General features: G+C 67.5%; 16 protein-coding genes. All 16 read right to left on the reverse strand.

The features are described 5' to 3' along the window. Positions 1-48: 48 nt before the first annotated feature. The 16 genes from dnaE to rpsB all read right to left on the reverse strand — a co-directional run bounded on the left by dnaE (position 49) and on the right by rpsB (position 20,063). Positions 49-3,642 (reverse strand): DNA polymerase III subunit alpha, encoded by a 3,594-nt coding sequence (gene dnaE / locus ACIPR8_RS04430; RefSeq protein ID WP_446540260.1) that lies wholly within the window; start codon positions 3,640-3,642, stop codon positions 49-51. A 190-nt stretch (positions 3,643-3,832) separates the two neighbouring features. Continuing rightward, the gene (locus tag ACIPR8_RS04435) at positions 3,833-4,444 is read right to left on the reverse strand and encodes a ribonuclease HII (protein WP_225591900.1); all 612 of its coding nucleotides are present in this window, start codon (positions 4,442-4,444) and stop codon (positions 3,833-3,835) included. 38 nt (positions 4,445-4,482) lie between these two features. After that, positions 4,483-5,751, reverse strand: a complete 1,269-nt coding sequence (gene lpxB, locus ACIPR8_RS04440; protein ID WP_446540261.1) for a lipid-A-disaccharide synthase — start codon at positions 5,749-5,751, stop codon at positions 4,483-4,485. A gap of 2 nt (positions 5,752-5,753) precedes the next feature. Beyond that, positions 5,754-6,545 (reverse strand): acyl-ACP--UDP-N-acetylglucosamine O-acyltransferase, encoded by a 792-nt coding sequence (gene lpxA, locus ACIPR8_RS04445; RefSeq protein WP_446540262.1) that lies wholly within the window; start codon positions 6,543-6,545, stop codon positions 5,754-5,756. Positions 6,546-6,563: 18 nt separating this feature from the next. Beyond that, the gene (gene fabZ / locus ACIPR8_RS04450) at positions 6,564-7,022 is read right to left on the reverse strand and encodes a 3-hydroxyacyl-ACP dehydratase FabZ (RefSeq protein ID WP_132865142.1); all 459 of its coding nucleotides are present in this window, start codon (positions 7,020-7,022) and stop codon (positions 6,564-6,566) included. Further along, positions 7,019-8,041 carry a UDP-3-O-(3-hydroxymyristoyl)glucosamine N-acyltransferase gene (gene lpxD, locus ACIPR8_RS04455; RefSeq protein WP_132865141.1) on the reverse strand — a complete coding sequence of 341 codons (1,023 nt, stop codon included), beginning with the start codon at positions 8,039-8,041 and terminating at the stop codon, positions 7,019-7,021. Before lpxD ends, fabZ begins: the two co-directional genes overlap by 4 nt. 324 nt (positions 8,042-8,365) lie before the next feature. Beyond that, positions 8,366-10,831, reverse strand: coding sequence for an outer membrane protein assembly factor BamA (bamA, locus tag ACIPR8_RS04460; RefSeq protein WP_192287967.1), 2,466 nt, complete (start codon positions 10,829-10,831; stop codon positions 8,366-8,368). A 71-nt stretch (positions 10,832-10,902) separates the two neighbouring features. Continuing rightward, complete coding sequence (gene rseP, locus ACIPR8_RS04465; RefSeq protein WP_446540263.1) at positions 10,903-12,261, reverse strand: RIP metalloprotease RseP; 1,359 nt, start codon at positions 12,259-12,261, stop codon at positions 10,903-10,905. A 26-nt stretch (positions 12,262-12,287) separates the two neighbouring features. Next, positions 12,288-13,484 (reverse strand): 1-deoxy-D-xylulose-5-phosphate reductoisomerase, encoded by a 1,197-nt coding sequence (locus ACIPR8_RS04470; protein WP_446540264.1) that lies wholly within the window; start codon positions 13,482-13,484, stop codon positions 12,288-12,290. A gap of 2 nt (positions 13,485-13,486) precedes the next feature. Then, complete coding sequence (locus ACIPR8_RS04475; protein ID WP_192287970.1) at positions 13,487-14,308, reverse strand: phosphatidate cytidylyltransferase; 822 nt, start codon at positions 14,306-14,308, stop codon at positions 13,487-13,489. Then, entirely contained in the window at positions 14,305-15,081 is a 777-nt protein-coding gene (gene uppS / locus ACIPR8_RS04480; protein ID WP_446540265.1) for a polyprenyl diphosphate synthase, read from the reverse strand. The genes ACIPR8_RS04475 and uppS overlap by 4 nt, the downstream gene beginning before the upstream one ends. Before the next feature lie 3 nt (positions 15,082-15,084). Then, the gene (gene frr, locus ACIPR8_RS04485) at positions 15,085-15,642 is read right to left on the reverse strand and encodes a ribosome recycling factor (RefSeq protein ID WP_132865135.1); all 558 of its coding nucleotides are present in this window, start codon (positions 15,640-15,642) and stop codon (positions 15,085-15,087) included. Between the two features lie 78 nt (positions 15,643-15,720). Beyond that, on the reverse strand, positions 15,721-16,449 hold the full coding sequence (gene pyrH, locus ACIPR8_RS04490) for a UMP kinase (protein ID WP_446540266.1): 729 nt from the start codon (positions 16,447-16,449) through the stop codon (positions 15,721-15,723). A 109-nt stretch (positions 16,450-16,558) separates the two neighbouring features. After that, positions 16,559-18,070 carry an HDOD domain-containing protein gene (locus tag ACIPR8_RS04495; protein ID WP_446540267.1) on the reverse strand — a complete coding sequence of 504 codons (1,512 nt, stop codon included), beginning with the start codon at positions 18,068-18,070 and terminating at the stop codon, positions 16,559-16,561. Positions 18,071-18,243: 173 nt separating this feature from the next. Then, positions 18,244-19,122, reverse strand: a complete 879-nt coding sequence (gene tsf / locus ACIPR8_RS04500; protein ID WP_192287972.1) for a translation elongation factor Ts — start codon at positions 19,120-19,122, stop codon at positions 18,244-18,246. A gap of 134 nt (positions 19,123-19,256) precedes the next feature. Further along, the gene (gene rpsB, locus ACIPR8_RS04505; RefSeq protein WP_192287973.1) at positions 19,257-20,063 is read right to left on the reverse strand and encodes a 30S ribosomal protein S2; all 807 of its coding nucleotides are present in this window, start codon (positions 20,061-20,063) and stop codon (positions 19,257-19,259) included. Between the last annotated feature and the right edge of the window lie 104 nt (positions 20,064-20,167).

Genomic DNA, 20,167 nt, shown 5'->3' on the forward strand with positions numbered 1-20,167 from the left:
GGAAGTGTAGCCGAACGCGTCGAATGAACCCGTACGCGTCCGTCCGGTTCAGTTCGCCCAAGGCGGGCTGTACTTGACCTTGACCCGGCGCACGGCCGGGTCCTCGCGCAGGGTATCGAGCAGCTGCGGGCTGACCCGCACCGCCCCCTGGCCGCCCAGGTCGAGCATGCCGGCCACGCTGCCGTTGGGCTTGCCGTTGAGCAGAAGGTCCAGGCGCAGCGGGGTGCGGCCGGGCCGGCTGCCGGCCAGCAGGGCGTCGATGCGCTGCCAGATCGGGCCGCCGCGGCCATCCACGCGCAGGAACATGCCGGTGGCATGGTCGGCGCTGAGCTGTTCATAGTCCCAGCACTGGCGGATGCGCAGGGCATAGCCGCCGTTGAATTCGTCCTCGCGCAGGCCGCCCTTGACCACCAGGATGCGGTCCTTGGTCATCAGGTGCCCGAATTCGGCCAGGCCGTCGGAGAAGGCGCTGCACTCGACCCGGCCCTTGCCGTCCTCCAGCGTCACGAACACCTGGCTGTCGCCCTTGCGGCGCACGCCGATGACCATGCCGGCCAGGATCACCTGCGCCTCCTGCCGCCAGGCGCGCTTTTCGCCGTCCTTGGACGGCAACGCCGGGGTGACCATCTTGTCCAGGCCGCCCAGGTCGGTGCCGACCAGTTCCTTGACGTCCTCGGCGTAGGGGTCGAACGGGTGGCCACTGAGGTAGAAGCCCAGCGTCTCGCGCTCGCCGCCGAGCAACTGCGCCAGCGGCCATTCCTTGCTTTCGGGCAGGTCCAGCTGGTTGGCGGTGCTGACCGGGTCCGGCGCGCCGAACAGCGAGTTCTGCCCGGAGGCCTTCTCGCGCGCCATCTGGTCGGTGGCCTTGAGCACTTCCGGCAACTGCAGCATCAGCGTGGCGCGGTTCTTGCCCAGCCCGTCAAGCGCGCCGCAGTTGATCATCGCTTCCAGCGTGCGGCGGTTGAGCTTGCCGGACTCCACGCGGGTGCAGAAGTCCAGCAGCGAAACGTACTCGCCGCTGCGCAGGCGCTCGTCCACCACGGCCTCGCAGGCCCCCTGGCCGACGCCCTTGATCGCACCCAGCCCGTAGCGGATGGTGTCGGCGTTGGCGGCCTCGAACATGTAGGCCGAGTCGTTCACGCGCGGCGGCAGCACGGTCAGGTTGAGGTTGCGCACCTCGGCCAGGAAGCCGACCACCTTGTCGGTGTTGTCCATGTCCGAGGACAGCGTGGCCGCCATGAACTCGGCCGGGTAATGACGCTTGAGCCACGCGGTCTGGTAACTGACCAAGGCATAGGCCGCGGCGTGCGACTTGTTGAAACCGTAGCCGGCGAACTTCTCCATCAGGTCGAAGATTTCATCGGCCTTGGGGCCGTCCACGCCGCCCTTGGCCGCACCCTCGCGGAAGATCTCGCGGTGCTTGGCCATTTCCGCCGGCACCTTCTTGCCCATCGCGCGGCGCAGCAGGTCGGCGCCGCCCAGCGAGTAGCCGCCGACGATCTGCGCCATCTGCATCACCTGCTCCTGGTACACCATGATGCCGTAGGTGTCCTTGAGGATGGCTTCGGTGCGCGGGTCGGGATAGATGATTTCTTCCTGGCCGTGCTTGCGCGCGTTGAAGGACGGAATCAGGTCCATCGGGCCGGGGCGGTACAGCGACACCAGTGCGATCAGGTCTTCGAAGCGGTCCGGGCGCGCGTCCTTCAGCAGGCGGCGCATGCCCGAGGATTCGAACTGGAACACCGCGCCGGTGTTGCCGTTGGCGAAGATGTCCTTGTAGGTCGGGGCGTCGTCGAGCGGGATCTGGGTGATGTCCACCGGCGGGATGCCGGCGCGTTCGTGGCGCTTGTTGATCGCCTTCACCGCCCAATCGATGATGGTCAACGTGCGCAGGCCGAGGAAGTCGAACTTCACCAGGCCCACTTCTTCCACGTCGTTCTTGTCGAACTGGGTGACCGGGTTCTTGCCGATGCCGCCTTCGTCGTGTTCGGCGTACAGCGGGCAGAACTCGCTCAGCGGCTCGGGGCCGATCACCACGCCACCGGCATGCTTGCCGGCGTTGCGGGTGAGGTCTTCCAGCTGCAGCGCCAGGTCGATCAGGTCGCGGACGTCGTCCTCGGTCTCGTAGCGCTGGATCAGCTCGGCCGAGGCCATTTCCGAATCCACGCCTTCTTTGCCCTTGCCCAGCGCATCCTTCAGGTGGATGCCCAGGATGTTCGGGATCAGCTTGGACACGCCGTCGACCAGGCCGTACGGGAAGCCCAGCACGCGGCCGGTATCGCGCACGACCGCCTTGGCCGCCATGGTGCCGTAGGTGATGATCTGGCTGACGCGCTCGCGGCCGTACTTGCGCGCGACGTAGTCGATCACCTCGTCGCGGCGGTCCATGCAGAAGTCGATGTCGAAGTCGGGCATCGACACGCGTTCGGGGTTGAGGAAGCGCTCGAACAGCAGGTTGTACGGCAGCGGGTCCAGGTCGGTGATCTTCAGCGCCCAGGCCACCAGCGAGCCGGCACCCGAGCCACGGCCCGGACCGATCGGGATGCCCTGGTTCTTGCCCCACTGGATGAAGTCGGCAACGATCAGGAAGTACCCCGGGAACCCCATCTTGATGATGGTGTTGAGCTCGAACTCCAGCCGCTCGAAGTAGTCCTCGCGGCTCATGCCCGGCGCCAGCGGGTTCTTCTCCAGGCGCTCGGCCAGGCCGTCGCGCGACATCTTCTGGATCCAGGTATCCAGGGTCTCGTCGTCGGGCACCGGGTAATTGGGCAGGAAGTAGGTGCCCAACCGCATCTCCACGTTGCAGCGCTGCGCCAGCGCCAGCGTGTTGTCGATCGCGTCGGGGATGTCGGCGAACAGCTCGCACATCTGCTCGGGCGTCTTCAGGTACTGCTCGCGGCTGTACTCGCGCGGACGCTTGGGGTCATCGAGCACGCGCCCGGTGGAGATGCACACGCGCGCTTCGTGTGCGTCGAAATCCTCCGGCGACAGGAAGCGCACGTCATTGGTGGCGACCACCGGCAGGCCACGCTGGCCGGCGGCCATCAGCGCGAACTGGTTGAAGGCTTCCTCGCCCTCGCGCTGGGTGCGGGTCAGCTCCAGGTGCAGGCCGTCGCCGAACACGCGCTGCCAGTCGGCCAGCTGCTGCTCGGCCAGGTCGTGGCGGCCTTCGGCGGCCAGGCGGCCGGCCAGGCTGTGGCGGCCGGCCAACGCGAACAGGTGCTGGCCGCCGTCCTTGAGCCATTGCGGGTGCACCGCCACGCCGCCTTCGTTGCGGTGGCCTTCCATCCAGGCGCGGGTGAGCAACCGCGACAGGCTCAGGTAGCCCTCGCGGTCACGGCACAGCAGCGTCATCCGCCACGGGTCCTGGTTCTCCTCGGCGATCAGCAGGTCGGCACCGGCGATCGGCTTGATGCCCACGCCTTCGGCGGCCTTGTAGAACTTCACCAGCGCGAACATGTTGTTCAAGTCGGTGACGGCCAGCGCGGGGGCCTGCATCTCCACCGAACGGCTGAGGATGTTGGCCTGCTTGGCCTTCTTCGGGTCCGCCTGGTCCGGCTTGGCCGGCACGCGGATGGTGGAGTCCACCATCGAGAACTCGGTGTGGACGTGGAGATGGACGAATCGGGAAGAAGTAGACATGCCGGGCCAGAAGTGTGCCGAAGCAGGGTAGCGACGGGGGAACGGGGGAACAAGGGCTCAGGGGTGAACAGGGGGCGGGGCGGCTGCCGGCACGGTTTCGCTCCCCCTTGCAGGAACGAAGGCCAGGAGCAGGAGCGCGGCCAGGTTGCGCCGTTGTCCTGCCGTTGCCGCCTTGCGCAGCCCTCCGGCGCTAGCCGAGGGCGTCCCGGACCGGCGCGAACGACCTTCGGTGTTCGGCGCAGGGCCCGTGGGCTTTCAACGCGGCCAGGTGGAACGGCGTGCCGTAGCCCTTGTGCTGGTCGAAGCCGTATTCAGGGTGTCGCTGGTGCAGCTCCAGCATGTAGCGGTCGCGGCTGACCTTGGCCAGGATCGAGGCGGCCATGATCGCGCGGTCGATGGCGTCGCCGCCGACCAGCGCTTCGGCCGGGCAGGGCAGCCCCTTGGGGATCTTGTTGCCGTCGATGCGGGCGAACTGGGCCACGTGGCCGACGCCTTCCACCGCGCGGCGCATGCCCTGCATGGTGGCCTGGAAGATGTTCAGGCTGTCGATCTCGGCCACGTCGACGAAGATGATCGAATAGGCCAGGGCGCGCTCGACGATGCGGTCGTACAGCAGTTCGCGCTTGCCGGCGGTCAGGGCCTTGGAATCATCCAGTCCGTTGATGCGCGGGCGTGCCGGGTCGAACACCACCGCGGCGACGGCCACCGGGCCGGCCAGCGGGCCGCGGCCGGCTTCGTCCACGCCGGCGACCAGGCGCGGGCCCTGGCGTTGCGCCAGCGCGGCATCGTCGAACAGGGACAGCGAAAGGTCCGCTGTCCTGGCAGGAACACGGCGGGCGTTCACGGCTGGGCTTGCCGGGCCGGTGCATCCAGCAGGCCGGCCACCGCATCGGCGGCGCGGGCGGAAGCGTCCTGGCGCAGTTGCTGGTGCAGGCGCAGGTAGTCGTCCTGCAGTCCGGCCACGCGGGCCGGGTCGTCGAACCAGTCACGCACGGCGCCGGCCAGGTTGTCGGGCGTGCAGTCGTGCTGGATCAGCTCCGGTGCCAGGTCCTTGCCGGCCAGCACGTTGGGCAGTGCATAGCGGTTGACCTTGATCAGCCCCAGGCTGCTGACGATGCGGTAGGTCAGCTCGGACACCCGGTAGCCGACCACCATCGGTCGCTTGACCAGCATGGTTTCCAGCGTGGCGGTGCCGGAGGCCAGCATCACCACGTCGGCGGCGGTCATGGCCTCGCGGGCGCGGCCATCGAGCAGGTGCACGCGCGCGCTGGGCAGCGCCGCGGCGCGGATCTGCTCGACCAGCATCGCCTTGCATTTGGCATTGGCGGCCGGCACCACCAGGTGCAGGTCATGCCGGTCCTCGCACAGCTGCCAGGCGGCGGCGAAGAACGGCGGGCCGAGGCGGCTGACCTCGCCCAGCCGGCTGCCGGGCAGCACCGCAAGCACCGGTGCCTGCGCGGGGATGTCCAGTGCGTGGCGTGCCTGCAGGCGGTCGCTCTGCAGCGGGATGTCATCGGCCATGGGATGGCCGACGAAGCGCGCGTCGATGCCGTGCCGGGCATAGATCGGCGGCTCCATCGGGAACAGGCACAGCACCAGGTCGGCGCTGGCACCGATCTTCTCGGCGCGCTTCTCGCGCCATGCCCAGACCGACGGGCTGACGTAGTGCACGGTGCGGATGCCGCGTTGCTTGAGCCACTTCTCCACGGCCAGGTTGAAGTCCGGCGCATCGATGCCGATGAACACGTCCGGCTGCCATTCCAGCACGCGCTGGCGGAACGCCTTGCGCAGCTTCAGCAGGCGCGGCAGATGGCGCAGGATCTCGGCCAGTCCCATCAACGCCAGTTCACTGGCATCGAACCAGGTTTCGCAGCCGGCGTTGCGCATGGCATCGCCGCCGATACCGGCGAACTCGGCGTCCGGATAGCGCGTGCGCAGCGCCTTGATCAGGCCGGCGCCGAGGCCGTCGCCGGACGCCTCGCCCGCGACCAGCGCGATGCGGACCCTGCGGCGGGAAACAGGGAGCAGGGAGGCGGGAAGGGCCGTTGGCTGCGCCGTGGGTGGCGCACTTGCTGCCGCCAGCTCCCCGTTCCCCGGGCGGTTCCCCATGCTCATCGCTGCAACGGACGCTCGCCGCTTTCGATGAAGTCCAGCAGCTGCTTCACGTCGTCGCTGTCGCGCGCCTGTTCGGCCAGTTGTTGCTTGGCCTCGGCCAGCGGCAGGCCGGCGACGTAGATGGTGCGGTAGGCGCGCTTGATCGCGCTGATGCGCTCGGCATCGAACCCGCGGCGCTTGAGGCCCTCGCTGTTGATGCCGCGCGGGCGGCCATGGCCATCGATGCCGACCATGGTGAACGGCGGGATGTCACCGGTCACCAGCGAGCCCATGCCCAGGAAGGCGTGGTCGCCGATGCGGCAGAACTGGTGGGCACCGGCAAAGCCGCTGATGATCACCCAGCTGCCGACGCTGACATGCCCGGCCAGCGTGGTGTTGTTGGAGAACACGCAGTGGTCGGCCACATGGCAGTCGTGGGCGATGTGGGTGTAGGCCAGCATCCAGTTGTCGCTGCCGATGGTGGTCACGCCACCACCGCCGGCGGTGCCACGGCTGAGCGTGACGAACTCGCGGAACACGTTGCGGTCACCGATGACCAGCTCGGTGCGTTCGCCGGCGAACTTCTTGTCCTGCGGCTCGCCGCCGACGGCGACGTGGCCGATGAAGCGGTTGTCGCGGCCGATGCGGGTCGGGCCGTGGACGCTGCAGTGCGGGCCGATCTCGGTGCCGTCGCCGATCTCCACTTCCGGCCCGATCAGGGTGAACGCGCCCACGCGCACGCCGCTACCCAGCTTGGCGGAAGGGTCGATGACCGCGGTCGGATGGATCAGGGGGGCGCTGTCACTCATGCAAAGACTCCGGCTGGATTACTCGCGGGTGCCGGCGCACAGCACTTCGGCGTGCGCGACCACTTCACCGTCGACCTTGGCTTCGCCGTAGTACACGGCCATGTTGCGGATCACGCGCTTGACCTGCACATGCAGCTCCAGCACGTCGCCCGGCACCACCTGCTTCATGAAGCGCACGTTGTCGACCTTGACCAGGTAGAACAGCTTGGACTGCGCATCACGGCCCAGGCTCAGCTGGGTCAGCACGCCACCGGCCTGCGCCAGTGCCTCGATGATCAGCACGCCCGGCATGATCGGCTGGCCGGGGAAGTGGCCCTGGAAGAACGGCTCGTTGATGGTCACGTTCTTGTGCGCAACGATGCGCTTTCCTTCCACGTCCAGCTCGACGACCTTGTCGACCAGCAGGAAGGGGTAGCGGTGCGGGATCAACGTCTGGATGGTGTTGACGTCGACGGGCAGCTGCAGCGGTGCGTTCATTCCTTCTCCTTGCTCACAGCCAGGATGCGCCGCGCGAGCGCATCGAGCTGCTTGAAGCGCGCGGCGTTCTTGCGCCACGTGCGGTTATCGGTCAATGGGGTGCCGGACGAGTACTCGCCCGGTTCGGTAATGGAGTTGCGGACCACCGACTTGCCGGTGATCACCACGTGGTCGCAGATTTCCAGGTGGCCGACCACGCCGACCGCACCGCCGAGCAGGCAGTAACGGCCGATCTTGGCGCTGCCGGCGATGCCGGTGGAACCGGCGATGGCGCTGTGCGCGCCGATCTGCACGTTGTGGGCGATCTGCACCAGGTTGTCCACGCGCACGTCTTCGTCGAGCACGGTGTCTTCCAGCGCGCCGCGGTCCACGCAGCTGTTGGCGCCGATCTCGCAATCGTCGCCGATGCGTACGCCGCCCAGCTGCGGCACCTTGATCCAGTGGCCGTTGTCCATCGCCAGGCCGAAGCCCTCGGCGCCAAGCACCGCGCCGGGATGGATACGCACGCGCTTGCCCAGCTTGACCCGGGCGACCAGGGTGACGCGGGCCAGCAGTTCGCTGCCGGCCTCCACGATGCAGTCATCGCCGATCACGCAGCCCGGGCCGATGATGGCGGCCTCACCGATCACCGAGCGTGCGCCGATGCAGACGTGGGGGCCGATGTGCGCGCTGTCCGCCACCGTCGCGCTGGGATCAATCACCGCGCTGGGATGGATGCCGGGCTCGCGGACCGGCACGGTTTCGAACAGCGCACCGATCTTGGCGAAGGTGGTGTAAGGATCCTTGGCGATCAGCGCGGTGCCGGGTGCGGCCTCGGCATCATCGGCGCGCAGCACCACGATCGACGCCTTGCTGTCGGCCAACTGCGCGCGATAGCGGGGATTGGCGAGGAAGGTCAGCTGGCCGGGGCCGGCATGGGCGAGCGTGGCCACGCCGGAGATGGCGGCAGCCGGATCGCCGTGCACCTGCAGGCCGAAGCGGTCGGCAAGTTCCTGTGCGGTATGGGTAGGAATATTCACGTGGCGAGTTTACAGCCTGTGCAGGTGGTGGTCATGCGAGCGGCCCGGCCGACGTGGCGCGAGCCAGACGGACGTGGACCGGCCAACAGCGGTCAAGGCGTGGACCGGAAAGGAAGCCAGCGCCCGCCACCGCCCATGCTGGCCGGGAAGGGGGCAGTAAACCGGAAACCTTAAACGACCAGAACCGCACGTCGGCGGTTCTGGAGGAAAGCCCCTTTGGTAAGGGCGCGCGGGGATCTGGAAGTCCCGGAGCGCGCCCCGGCAGCGCGCCCATGGCGTGATGCCGGGTACCCCGGGTCGCCCCGGGGTCAGCGCGGCAGTTGCTTAGAACTGCCCACCGAAGGTGAACTGCAGGCGTTCGATCTCGTCGCCGTCTTCCTTCTTCAGCGGGATCGCGTAGCTGATCGAGATCGGGCCGACCGGGGCGCGCCACAACAGGGCGACACCGGCCGAGGCACGCAGCTCGTTGGCCTTGAAGTTGTCCACGCCGTTGTAGACGTTGCCGAAGTCGACGAAGGCCGACACGCGCGCGGACGGGCTGTCGAACAGCTTCGGGAAGTAGGCTTCGATCGAGCCGACGGTCTTCACCGAGCCACCCAGCGGCTGGCCGTTGTAGTAGCCGGCCATGACTTCCGAGCGCGGGCCCAGGGTGTTGTCCTCGAAGCCGCGCACCGAGTTGGTGCCGCCGGCGTAGAAGTTCTCGAAGAACGGCAGGCCGGTGGCCTTCACCTGACGGTGGTTGGCGGTCGGGTTGGTGGCGCAGTCGACGACCTGGGTGGTGTCCGGGGTGCCCGGGACCGCCGGCGTGCTGCCGTTGGCCGGCGTGCCCGGCGTACCGGGGATCACGTTCCAGCAGATGTCACGGACCTTGTCGCTGCCGTACGAATCACCGTAGCCCAGTTCCAGGCGGGTGTTGATGACCAGCGACGGGATGATCGGCCAGTACTTGGAGAACTGGTAGCTGAGCTTGTAGTACTCCACGGTCGAACCCGGCAGCGTGGCTTCCAGGCCCACGCGCTGGTAGGTACCGGCGGTCGGCATGAAGTAATCGTTGCGGGTGTCGCGCGCCCAGCCCAGCTCGGTACGCCAGGAGTGGAACGTCTTGGCGCCGACGGCCTCGATGTAGTTGATGATCGCCGCCGGCGTGTAGCCCGGGTAGGTCGTGATCTGGTTGCTGTCGATGCCGAACATCAGCGAGAACGCATCGTTCTCGGTGATCGGCACGCCGAACACCACCTGCGCCGCACCGTTGGTGCTGTTGTACTGGGCGGTGTTGAAGTCGGAGTAGTCCAGCTCGCGCCAGGACAGGTTGTAGCCCAGCGACACGCCGTCATCGGTGAAGTACGGGTTGGTGTAGGAGAAGCCATAACGCTGCAGGTAGCTGCTGCGCGAAGCCTCGACCGACACGCGGTTGCCGCCGCCCAGGAAGTTGTTCTGCGACAGCTGCACCGAGGTGGTCATGCCGTAGGACTGCGAATAGCCCAGGCCGAACACGAAGGAGCCGGAGGTGGTTTCCTTGACGTTGTAGACCACGTCGACCTGGTCGTTGCTGCCGGTGACCGGGGTGGTTTCCACGTCCACCGACTCGAAGTAACCCAGGCGCTGCAGGCGGATCTTGGAGCGGTCGATGGCGGCCTGCGAGTACCAGCTGTTCTCGAACTGGCGCATCTCGCGGCGCAGCACCTCGTCGGCGGTGCGCGAGTTGCCCTTGAACACGATGCGGCGCACGGACACGCGCGGGCCCGGCACGACCTGCATGTTCACCGCCACGGTGCGGTCACCGCGGTTGCTGGTCGGGATCGGGTTGACCTTGGCGAAGGCGTAGCCGATGTTGGACAGGCTGTTGGTGATGCTGTCCGCGCTCAGCTCCAGCAGGCCGCGCGAGAAGATGTCGCCGGACTTCTGGAACACCATCTTCTCCACCGTTTCCTGCGGCAGGATGGTGTCGCCGGTGACCTTGATGTCGGAGATCTTGTACTGCTCACCCTCGGTCACGCCGGTGGTGATGAACATGTCGCGCTTGTCGGGGCTGATCGAGACCTGGGTGGAATCGACGCTGAAGTCCACGTAGCCGCGGTTGAGGTACCAGGAGTTCAGCTTTTCCAGGTCGCCGGACAGCTTTTCCTTGGAGTACTGGTCGTCGCGGCGGTACCACGAGGCCCAGTTGTGCTCCTTGGACTCCCAGGTTTCCAGGATGTCCTCGGCCGGGAACTTCTCGGTGCCGATCAGGTTCACGTGGCGGATCTTGGCGGCCTTGCCTTCCTTCACGGCAATGGCCACGTCCACGCGGTTGCGGTCCAGCGGGCTGACGGTCGGGGTGATCTCGACGTTGTACTTGCCACGGTCGTTGTACTGGCGGCGCAGCTCCTGGGTCACGCGGTCCAGGCTCAGGCGGTCGAAGGTGCCGCCCTCGCTCAGGCCGATGTCGGCCAGGCCCTTGAGCAGCTGCTCGCTCTTGATGTCCTTGTTGCCGGTGACGGTCAGCTTGTTGATCGCCGGGCGTTCCTTGACGGTGACGACCAGGATGTCGCCCTGGCGGTCCAGCTGCACGTCCTCGAAGAAGCCGGTCTTGTACAGCGCACGGATGGTGTCGCCGACCTTGGCATCGTCGACCACGTCGCCACGCTCCACCGGCAGGTAGGTGAACACGGTGCCGGAGGAGATGCGCTGCAGCCCGTCCACGCGGATGTCGCTGGCGGTGAACGGCTCGGCCGCCTGTGCGAGCGCAGGCAGTGCCAGGCCGGCAGCAAGGGCGAGGGCTAGCAGGCGGCGATTGGGGAGTCGCGTCATATCACGTCCGGTTGGAGTCGATTTCAGAGTTGCGTGGGTGCCGGCGCATGACGACGTCAGCGGGAAAAAGTTCATCGCGGGACCAGGCTGAGGATGTCGTTGTAGAACGCCAAGCCCATCAGCCCGGCCAACAGCGCCAGGCCGATGAATTGACCCGTCGCCATGGCACGCTCGCTCAGCGGGCTGCCCTTGACCAACTCGATAAGGTAATACAGCAGGTGCCCGCCGTCCAAGACAGGGATGGGCAACAGGTTGATGATGCACAGGCTCAGCGACAGCAGGGCCAGGAAATACAGGAACCAGTCCACCCCGCGCTCGGCCGAGGCATTGGCCACGCGGGCGATGGTGATCGGGCCGGAAACGTTCTTCAGCGAGGCGTGGCCGGTGAGCATCCGGCGCATCATGCCAAGCGAATCTGACGCCAGTTTGCCAGTCTCGCGCACCGCGGCCGGCAGGGCGGCCAGCACGCCGTACTGCTGGCGGGCGTCATAGGCAGGGGCCTGCCCCTGCTGGAAACCCACGCCCAGCAGCCATTGCGGCTTGCCGTCGGCACCCTGCCCGGGCTTCGGGGTCAGTTCCAGCGCCAGGCGCTCGCCATTGCGCTCGACCTCGACCATGCCGGGGCCGCCGCGCTTGCCCAGCGCCTGCACCAGCGGGGTGACCTGGTCCATGCTGTCCACGCGCTGGCCATCGACGGCCAGGATCAGGTCGCCGCTCTGCAGCAGGTTGGCGGCGGCCGAGCCGGTGACCACGCTGTCGACCCGGGCCGGCTGCAGCGAGAACTGCCAGACCAGGCCGGCCTGGGCCGGAACCTGGCGCTCGTCGAAGCCGGCCGGCAGCTGTGACAGCGGCAGCACCCGGGTGCGCTCGTTGTCCAGGGCGTCGCGGACGCGCACATGGGCGTCCTGGCGGTCCATGGCCGCGGTGGTCAGCGCCATGCTGGCCTCGGCCCAGGTGTCGACCTTGCGCCCATCCACCTCCAGCACGCGGTCGCCGCTGGCGAAGCCGGCGCTGGCAGCGATGCCGGTGGTGCGTCCGAGGGTGGCTGAATAGTCCTGCCGGCCGATCACGAACATCACCCACAACAGGGCGATGCACAGCAGCAGGTTGGCGGCCGGGCCGGCGGCGACGATGGCGATGCGCTGCCAGACGGTCTTGTTGTTGAACGCGACCGCGCGCTCCCCGGCGGGGACCTCGACCTCGCGCTCGTCGAGCATCTTCACGTAGCCGCCCAGCGGGATCGCGGCGATCGCGAACTCGGTGCCGTCCTTGTTGTAGCGGCTCCACAGCGGCTTGCCGAAGCCGACCGAGAAGCGCAGCACCTTCACCCCGCAGCGGCGGGCCACCCAGTAATGGCCGAATTCATGGAAGGTCACCAGCAGGCCAAGGCTGACGATCATCCACCACACGGAACCGAGGAAGTCAGCCATGTGCAGCGCTCGGTTGGGGGAAGGGCTCAGACATGCGGCAGGTGGGCGATGGCGGTGCGGGTGGTATGGCGGGCCTGTGCATCAGCGGCCAGCAGGGCCTCCAGTGTATCGGCGGCCGCGTGAGGCAGGGTGGAGAGGGCATGTTCCACCAGCGCAGGGATCGACAGGAAGCCTATGCGGCCCTGAAGAAAGGCTGAAACCGCTTCTTCATTGGCCGCGTTCAGGATGGCCGGGGCGGTGCCGCCGGCGTCCATCGCCTGCCAGGCCAGGCGCAGGCAGGGGAAGGCGTCCAGGTCCGGGGCCTCGAAATCCAGCCGGCCCTGGCTCAGCAGGTCCAGCCCGGCCACGCCGGATTCGATGCGGCGCGGCCAGCCCAGGCCCACGGCCAGGGTGGTGCGCATGTCCGGCAGGCCCATCTGGGCCAGGGTCGAGCCGTCGATGAACTCGACCAGCGAATGCACCAGGCTCTGCGGGTGGACCAGCACGTCGATGCGCGAACCGGGCACGTTGAACAGGTGGTGGGCCTCGATGACCTCCAGCCCCTTGTTCATCAACGTCGCCGAATCCACCGAGATCTTCGGCCCCATCGACCATTTCGGGTGGGCGACGGCCTGGGCGACCGTGACCGTCTCCAGCGCGGCCCGGCTGCGGCCGCGGAACGGGCCACCGGAGGCGGTGAGGATGATCCGGCGCACGCCGGCGTCCAGGCTGGCATCGCGCGAGCGCAGGCACTGGAAGATGGCGTTGTGTTCGCTGTCGATCGGGATGATTTCAGCGCCGGCGGCGGCCGCTTCCCGGGTCAGCAGGGTGCCGGCCAGGACCAGCGATTCCTTGTTGGCCAGCAGCAGGCGCTTGCCGGCGCGGGCGGCGGCGAGCGTGGAGGCCAGGCCGGCGGCGCCGACGATGGCGGCCACCACGGTGTCACAGGCGGCGCTGGCCGCCAGCGCCTCGATGGCGGCATGCCCGGCATGAGCTTCGGTCGCCAGCCCGGCGTCGGCCAGCCCGTCACGCAGGCGTTCGAACAGGGCCGGGTCGGCGATCGCGGCGTGGTCGGGGCGGTGGGTGCGGCACAGCGCGAGCAGCGCATCCACGTTGCTGCCGGCGGCCAGCACGCTGGCGCGCATCTGCTCCGGGTGGCGGGCGATGACGTCCAGCGCCGAGGTGCCGATGGAGCCGGTGGCGCCGAGGATGGCGACCTGGCGCGGGGTCAAGGAGGAGGACATGGTCAGAAACCGAAGATTTCCTTGCCCAGCGCGAACACCGGCAGCGCGGCCAGCACGCCGTCGATGCGGTCCAGCACGCCGCCGTGGCCCGGGATCACGTGGCCCGAATCCTTGGCGCCGGCGTGGCGCTTGAGCAGGCTTTCAAACAGGTCGCCGAGCACCGAGGCCAGCACGGCGATGGCCGCCACCAGCATCAGCCAGCCGAACTGCGACATCTGCACCCCGGCGATCCAGCCGAACACGCCCGCGGTGACCATGCCGGCGACCAGGCCGCCAAGCAGGCCTTCGATGGTCTTGTTGGGGCTGATGCGCGGGGCCAGCTTGTGCTTGCCGAAGGCGCGGCCGGCGAAGTAGGCGCCGGAGTCGGCCGCCCAGACCAGGGTCAGGGCGGTCAGCAGCCAGCGGTGTCCGTTCGGCTCGCTGCCGTGGATGAGCACCAGCGAGGCCCAGGCCGGCACGATCGCCAGCGTGCCGGCCGCCAGCTTGAGCGGGCGGGCGCCGCTTTCCTCGTGCGCGCCGAAATTGAAGAAGCGCAGCCACAGCAGGGCCAGCAACCAGAAACCGACGCCGATCAGCGCGGTCAGCTGGAACAGCACGTCATAGCCGGCCGAAGCCCAGACCAGCAGCACCATCAGCAGCAGGTTCAGGACCAGCAGCACGGTGCGCGGCAGGCCGTCCACGCCGGACAGCTTCAGCCACTCCCACAGCCCGACCAGGAACACCAGCGCGGCCGCGGCCGCCAGCCATTGGGTGGGCAGCAGCAGAATCGCGCAGATGGCCACCGGGGCCATGATCAGCGCGGCGATCACTCGGGTCTTGGTCATGGAAGGGCGCTCTCGGCCGCCTTGCCGGCGGCGATCTGGGCGCTGGTCAGGCCGAAGCGGCGTTCGCGCCCGGCATAGTCATCCAGTGCCTGTTGAAGGATGGCAGCATCGAAGTCCGGCCACAGCACCTCGGTGAACCAGAGTTCGGTATAGGCCAACTGCCACAGCAGGAAGTTGCTGATGCGGGTGTCGCCACCAGTGCGGATGAACAGGTCCGGTGGCGGCATGTCGGCCAGGGCGACGTGTTGCCCGAGCAGGGTCTCGTCGACCTGGTCGGGGCGCAGCGTGCCCGCGGCGACCTGCTCGGCCAGGCGTCGGGCGGCCATGGCGATGTCCTGGCGGCCGCCGTAGCTGGCAGCGATGCTCAGGGTCATCGTGGCGTTGGCCGCGGTGCGCTGCTCGGCCTTGTCCATGCGCTGGACGATGCTGGCGGCGAAGCGGGAGCGGTCGCCGATGAAGCGCACGCGCACGCCGCGCCGGTGGAGTTCATCCACCTCGCGGTCCAGCGCGCCGAGGAACAGCTTCATCAGCGCGTCCACCTCGTCCTGCGGGCGACCCCAGTTTTCACTGGAGAACGCGAACAGGGTGAGCGCGGCGATGCCGCGTTCCAGGCAGAAGTCGATGGTGCGGTTGACCGCGCGCGCGCCGGCGCGGTGGCCGATCATGCGCGGTCGACGGCGTTGCTGCGCCCAGCGCCCATTGCCATCCATGATGATGGCAATGTGGCCCGGCAGGCGCGGTGCGGGTGTGCCGCTGGGCAGGACGGATGGCACCGGTCAGACCGCCATCAGTTCCTGTTCTTTCTGCTTGACGATGTCGTCGACGTCCTTGATGGCCTTGTCGGTCAGCTTCTGGATGTCGTCCTGGGCGCGACGGTCGTCGTCCTCGGTGATGGCCTTGTCCTTGAGCAGCTTGGCCACGTCCTGGTTGGCATCGCGACGGATGTTGCGGATGCCGACCTTGGTCTCCTCGCCTTCCTTGCTGACCGACTTGGCCAGTTCCTTGCGGCGCTCCTCGGTGAGCGGCGGCAGGTTCAGGCGGATCACCGTGCCCATGGTGGTGGGGGTGATGCCGATGTCCGAGGCGTAGATGGCCTTCTCGACTTCCTTGATCATGTTCTTGTCGAACAGGGTGATGACCAGCGAGCGGCCTTCGGACACGCTGATGCTGGCCACCTGGTTCAGCGGGGTGTCGGTGCCGTAGGCCTTGACCTTGATGCCGTCCAGCAGCGCCGGGGAGGCACGGCCGGTACGGATGGTGGTGAGGGTGTGGCGCAGAGCGTCGAGGCTCTTTGCCATGCGCGTCTGCGCCGTGGTTTTGATGTCGTTGATCATCGCCCGAATCCTTGATGGTGCTGGAACCGGGCGATTATAGGCGAAGACCCCCCTCCATCGGACCGGAACCGTGGAAGGTCAGTGTGCGTCGCGGCCGTGGACGAGGGTACCGATGTTCTCGCCGTGCAGGATCTTGAGCAGTTCGCCCGGCTGGCCCATGTCGAACACGCGCAGCGGCAGGTCGCTGTCGCGGGCCAGGGCGAAGGCGGCGGTGTCCATCACTTCCAGGCCCTGGCTGATGACCTGGTCGTAGCTCAGGGTGTCATAGCGGATCGCGTCGGCGTGCTTGTTCGGGTCCTTGTCGTAGACGCCGTCGACCTTGGTGGCCTTGAGCAGCAGGTCCGCGCCGATCTCGATGGCGCGCAGCGCGGCACCGGAGTCGGTGGTGAAGAACGGGCTGCCGACGCCGGCGGCGAAGATCACCAGGCGGCCCTTTTCCAGGTGGCGGATGGCGCGGCGGCGGATGTAGTCCTCGCACACGTCGTTGATCTTGATCGCGCTCATCACGCGCGCCTTGGCGCCGAGCTTCTCCAGCGCGTCCTGCATGGCCAGCGCGTTGATGACCGTGGCCAGCATGCCCATCTGGTCGCCGGTGACGCGGTCCATGCCGCCGGCGGCCAGGCCGGCGCCGCGGAAGATGTTGCCGCCGCCGATCACCAGCGCCACTTCGGCACCGGCCTGCTGGGCTTCGATGACCTCACGCGCCAGGCGGTTGATGATCTTGGGGTCGATGCCGTAGTCCTCATCTCCCATCAGCGCCTCCCCGGAGAGTTTCAGAAGGATGCGTTGGTAGGCGAGTTTGGACATGACGACCTCTGGTGGCTGGAAAACGCGGGAATTCTAACGGAACCCGGGTCGTACAGTCAGAGCTTTGTTGCAGTGCGGCGACAATTTGCGGGAATTGCCGTCCGCCGGTTCAGCAGGCGGACGGTTGCGACACCGGGGACGGTGCGCGGGCGATGACCCGGTTGCGCCCCAGGTTCTTGGAGCGGTAGAGCACGTCGTCGGCGGCCTGGAGCAGGCCGCGGGTGTCGCTGAAGCGCTCGTAGGCGCCATGGGTGGCCACCCCGGCGGAGAAGGTGACGTACAGCGGCGCCTCGTTGACGATGGCCATCGGGGTCTGGGTGATGACCTGCAGCACGCGGCGGATCACTTCCACCGCGATCTGCTCGTTCGCGCCCGGGAACAGCACCACGAACTCCTCGCCGCCGAAGCGGGCGACGGTGTCGGTGCCGCGCAGCTGGCCCTGCAGCCGGCTGGCGAAGGCCTGCAGCACCTGGTCGCCGACCAGGTGGCCGTGCTGGTCGTTGATCTTCTTGAAGTCGTCCAGGTCGATGAAGGCCACCGACAGCGGCCGGGCGGCGGCGCTGGCGCGGGTGAACTCCTGTTCCAGCACGACTTCCAGCTGGCGCCGGTTGAGCACGCCGGTCAGGGCATCCAGGTGGGCCTGTTCGGACAGGCGCCGGGCCTGGGCCTCGAAATCGTCGGCGCGGCGGTGCGAGGCGCTGGCGTCCTGCAGTTCGCGCAGGTTGCGCAGGGCCATCAGCTCACTGGCGTGGTCGAGCAGGTAGGTGATGCGTGCCGGCGAGGGGACCGGGATGTCGAACAGTGCGCTGATCTCCGGCAGCATCTGGCTCATCTGCTGCAGGACCTGCTCGAACTGGGCGCTGTCCAGGCCCAGCTGGGTGTGGACCAGGTTCAGCGCGTGGGCACGGGCTGCGTCGACGTCGTCGGCCAGCCACATCTCGGCCAGCGCGCCGGACAGCGCCACGCAGCGTTCGAACGGGTCGGCCGGTTCGGCCGGGGGTTCACTGTGCGCGATGGCATGGGTGAGGTAGTGGGGCAGGCCCCACATCTCCACCAGCCGGGAACCAATGTCGGCGTGGGTGCAGTCGAACAGGGCGCGCTCGTGGTCGAGCAGGCCGTCGTTGCTGGTGGCATCGGCAAGGATGGCCGGGTAGCTGTCGGCCCGGACCTGCAGCAGGGCCAGGATGCCGATGTCCTGCAGCAGCCCGGCCAGCATCAGTTCCTCGAGGCGGCGCACGCCGATGGCCAGGCCCAGGTAGCGGGCGCCCAGTGCGCTGAGGATGCCGCGGCGCCAGACCGCCTCATGCAGTTGCGCGTTGCGTGCGTCGTCCTCCAGGGCTCGCGAGAGACTGAAACCCAGTGCGAGCTGCAGGGTGGCGTTGAGGCCGAGCATGGTCAGCGCCTGGCCGAGGTTCTCGATGCGGCGGCGGCTGGCGTAGAGCGGGGAGTTGGCGATGCGCATCATGCGCGCGCTCAGGCCCATATCCAGTGCAATGACATCGGCCGCGGTGGCGATATCGGTCTCCGGATCCTGCGCCAGCTCGATCAGGCGGACGGCGATGGCAGGCGGCGAGGGCAGGTTGCGGCAGAGGGACAGTGCAGCGTTGAGCTCGGGCGACATGACAGGCAGGCAGGAGGCAATCCCTCAAAGCATACAGACACCCCTCGAATATGAAAGGGGCGTCATGGTTTTGCATGAAAGTGGTTGCACTTCCCGTGTGCTTCGGTTTGCGGAAAAACAAAGAAGCCGCGGAGGTCCGCGGCTTCTTCGGGTGTTGCGGGCTCAGGCAGGGATCAGACCTGCATGGCCTTGGCAACTTCGGCGGCGTAGTCTTCCACCACCTTCTCGATGCCTTCGCCGACCATCAGGCGCTGGAAGCCGACGACGTCGCCACCGGCGGCCTTGACGGCCTGCTCGACGGTCTTGTCGCTGTCCAGCACGTAAGCCTGGCCGTACAGGGTCACTTCGCTGATGATCTTGTTGATCTTGCCGCTGATGATCTTTTCCAGGATTTCGGCCGGCTTGGCCTTGTCCTTGTCGGTCATCTTGGCCAGCTCGATTTCCTTTTCCTTGGCAACGAACTCGGCCGGCACGTCGGCGGCCTTGTTGTGCGGCGGGTTCATCGCGGCCACGTGCATGGCCAGGCCGTTGGCCAGCTCGGCGTTGCCGCCGGCCAGGTCGACCAGCACGCCGATCTTGCCGTTGGAGTGCACGTAGGCGCCCACGGTGTTGTTGCCGTCAACCTTGACCAGGCGGCGGATCTGGATGTTCTCGCCCAGCTTCTGGATGGCGGTGGCGCGGGTTTCCTCGACGGTCTCGCCGGTCGGCAGCTTGGCCGACTTCAGGGCTTCCACGTCGCCAGCGCCGGAGGCCAGGGCGGCCAGGGCGACGGAATCAACGAATGCCTTGAAGTTGACGTCGTTGGCGACGAAGTCGGTTTCCGAGTTCACTTCGACCAGCACGGCCTTGCCGCCGTCGACGGCGACGCCAATGCGGCCTTCGGCGGTGACGCGGTCAGCCTTCTTGTCGGCCTTGGCGGCGCCGGACTTGCGCAGGGCCTCGGCAGCGGCGTCGATGTCGCCGTTGGTTTCGGACAGAGCCTTCTTGCACTCCATCATGCCGGCGCCGGTGCGCTCACGCAGTTCCTTGACCAGGGAAGCAGTGATTTCCATGGAATTTCCTCACGAATAGAAAGGGGCAGGCCGGCAATGGTCGCCGGCCGTTGTTACGTGGCCCTGTCAGAAGCCGGCGCGCTGGGCTGCCGGTACAGGGAGAGCGGGCGCAGGGGCTGCGCCCGCCGGGTGCATCAGGCCGAAGCCTCGTCGCCCTTCTTGGCGCCCTTCTTGGCCGGAGCGCGGCGAGCCGGCTTGGCTTCTTCGCCGGCGTCGGCGTCAGCGAACTCTTCCTCGCGCACCGAGGCGGCGTTCGGAGCAGCGGCCTTGCCTTCCAGCACGGCGTCAGCGGCGGCGCGGGCGTACAGCTGCACGGCGCGGATGGCGTCGTCGTTGCCCGGGATGGCGTAGTCCACCAGTTCCGGGTTGTAGTTGGTGTCGACCACGGCGATCACCGGGATGCCGAGCTTCTTGGCTTCCTTGATGGCGATGTCTTCGTGGCCGATGTCGATGACGAAGATGGCGTCCGGCAGGCGGTTCATTTCCTTGATGCCGCCCAGCGAAGCTTCCAGCTTGTCGCGCTCGCGGCGCAGGCCCAGCACTTCGTGCTTGACCAGCTTGTCGAAGGTGCCGTCGGTTTCACCGGCTTCCAGTTCCTTCAGGCGGGCAACGGACTGCTTCACGGTGCGGAAGTTGGTCAGGGTGCCGCCCAGCCAACGCTGGTTCATGAACGGCATGCCGCAACGCTCGGCTTCTTCCTTGATGGCTTCGCGCGCGCTGCGCTTGGTGCCCAGGAACAGGATGGTGCCGCGCTTCTGGGCAACGGATGAGATGAAGTTCATCGCATCGTTGAACAGCGGGACGGTCTTTTCCAGGTTGATGATGTGGATCTTGCCGCGGGCGCCGAAGATGTACGGAGCCATCTTGGGGTTCCAGTAGCGGGTCTGGTGGCCGAAGTGGACGCCGGCTTCCAGCATCTGACGCATGGTGATCTGGGGCATTGCAAAAACTCCTGACGGGGAACCGGCTGCCGGGTAAAAGGAAGGGCAGTCCGCATTGAAGCGGTAGGTTCCGGGGTTGGGCTTCCCCGACGCCTCCGTGGCCG

The sequence above is a fragment of the Stenotrophomonas sp. LARHCG68 genome, assembly GCF_052871705.1.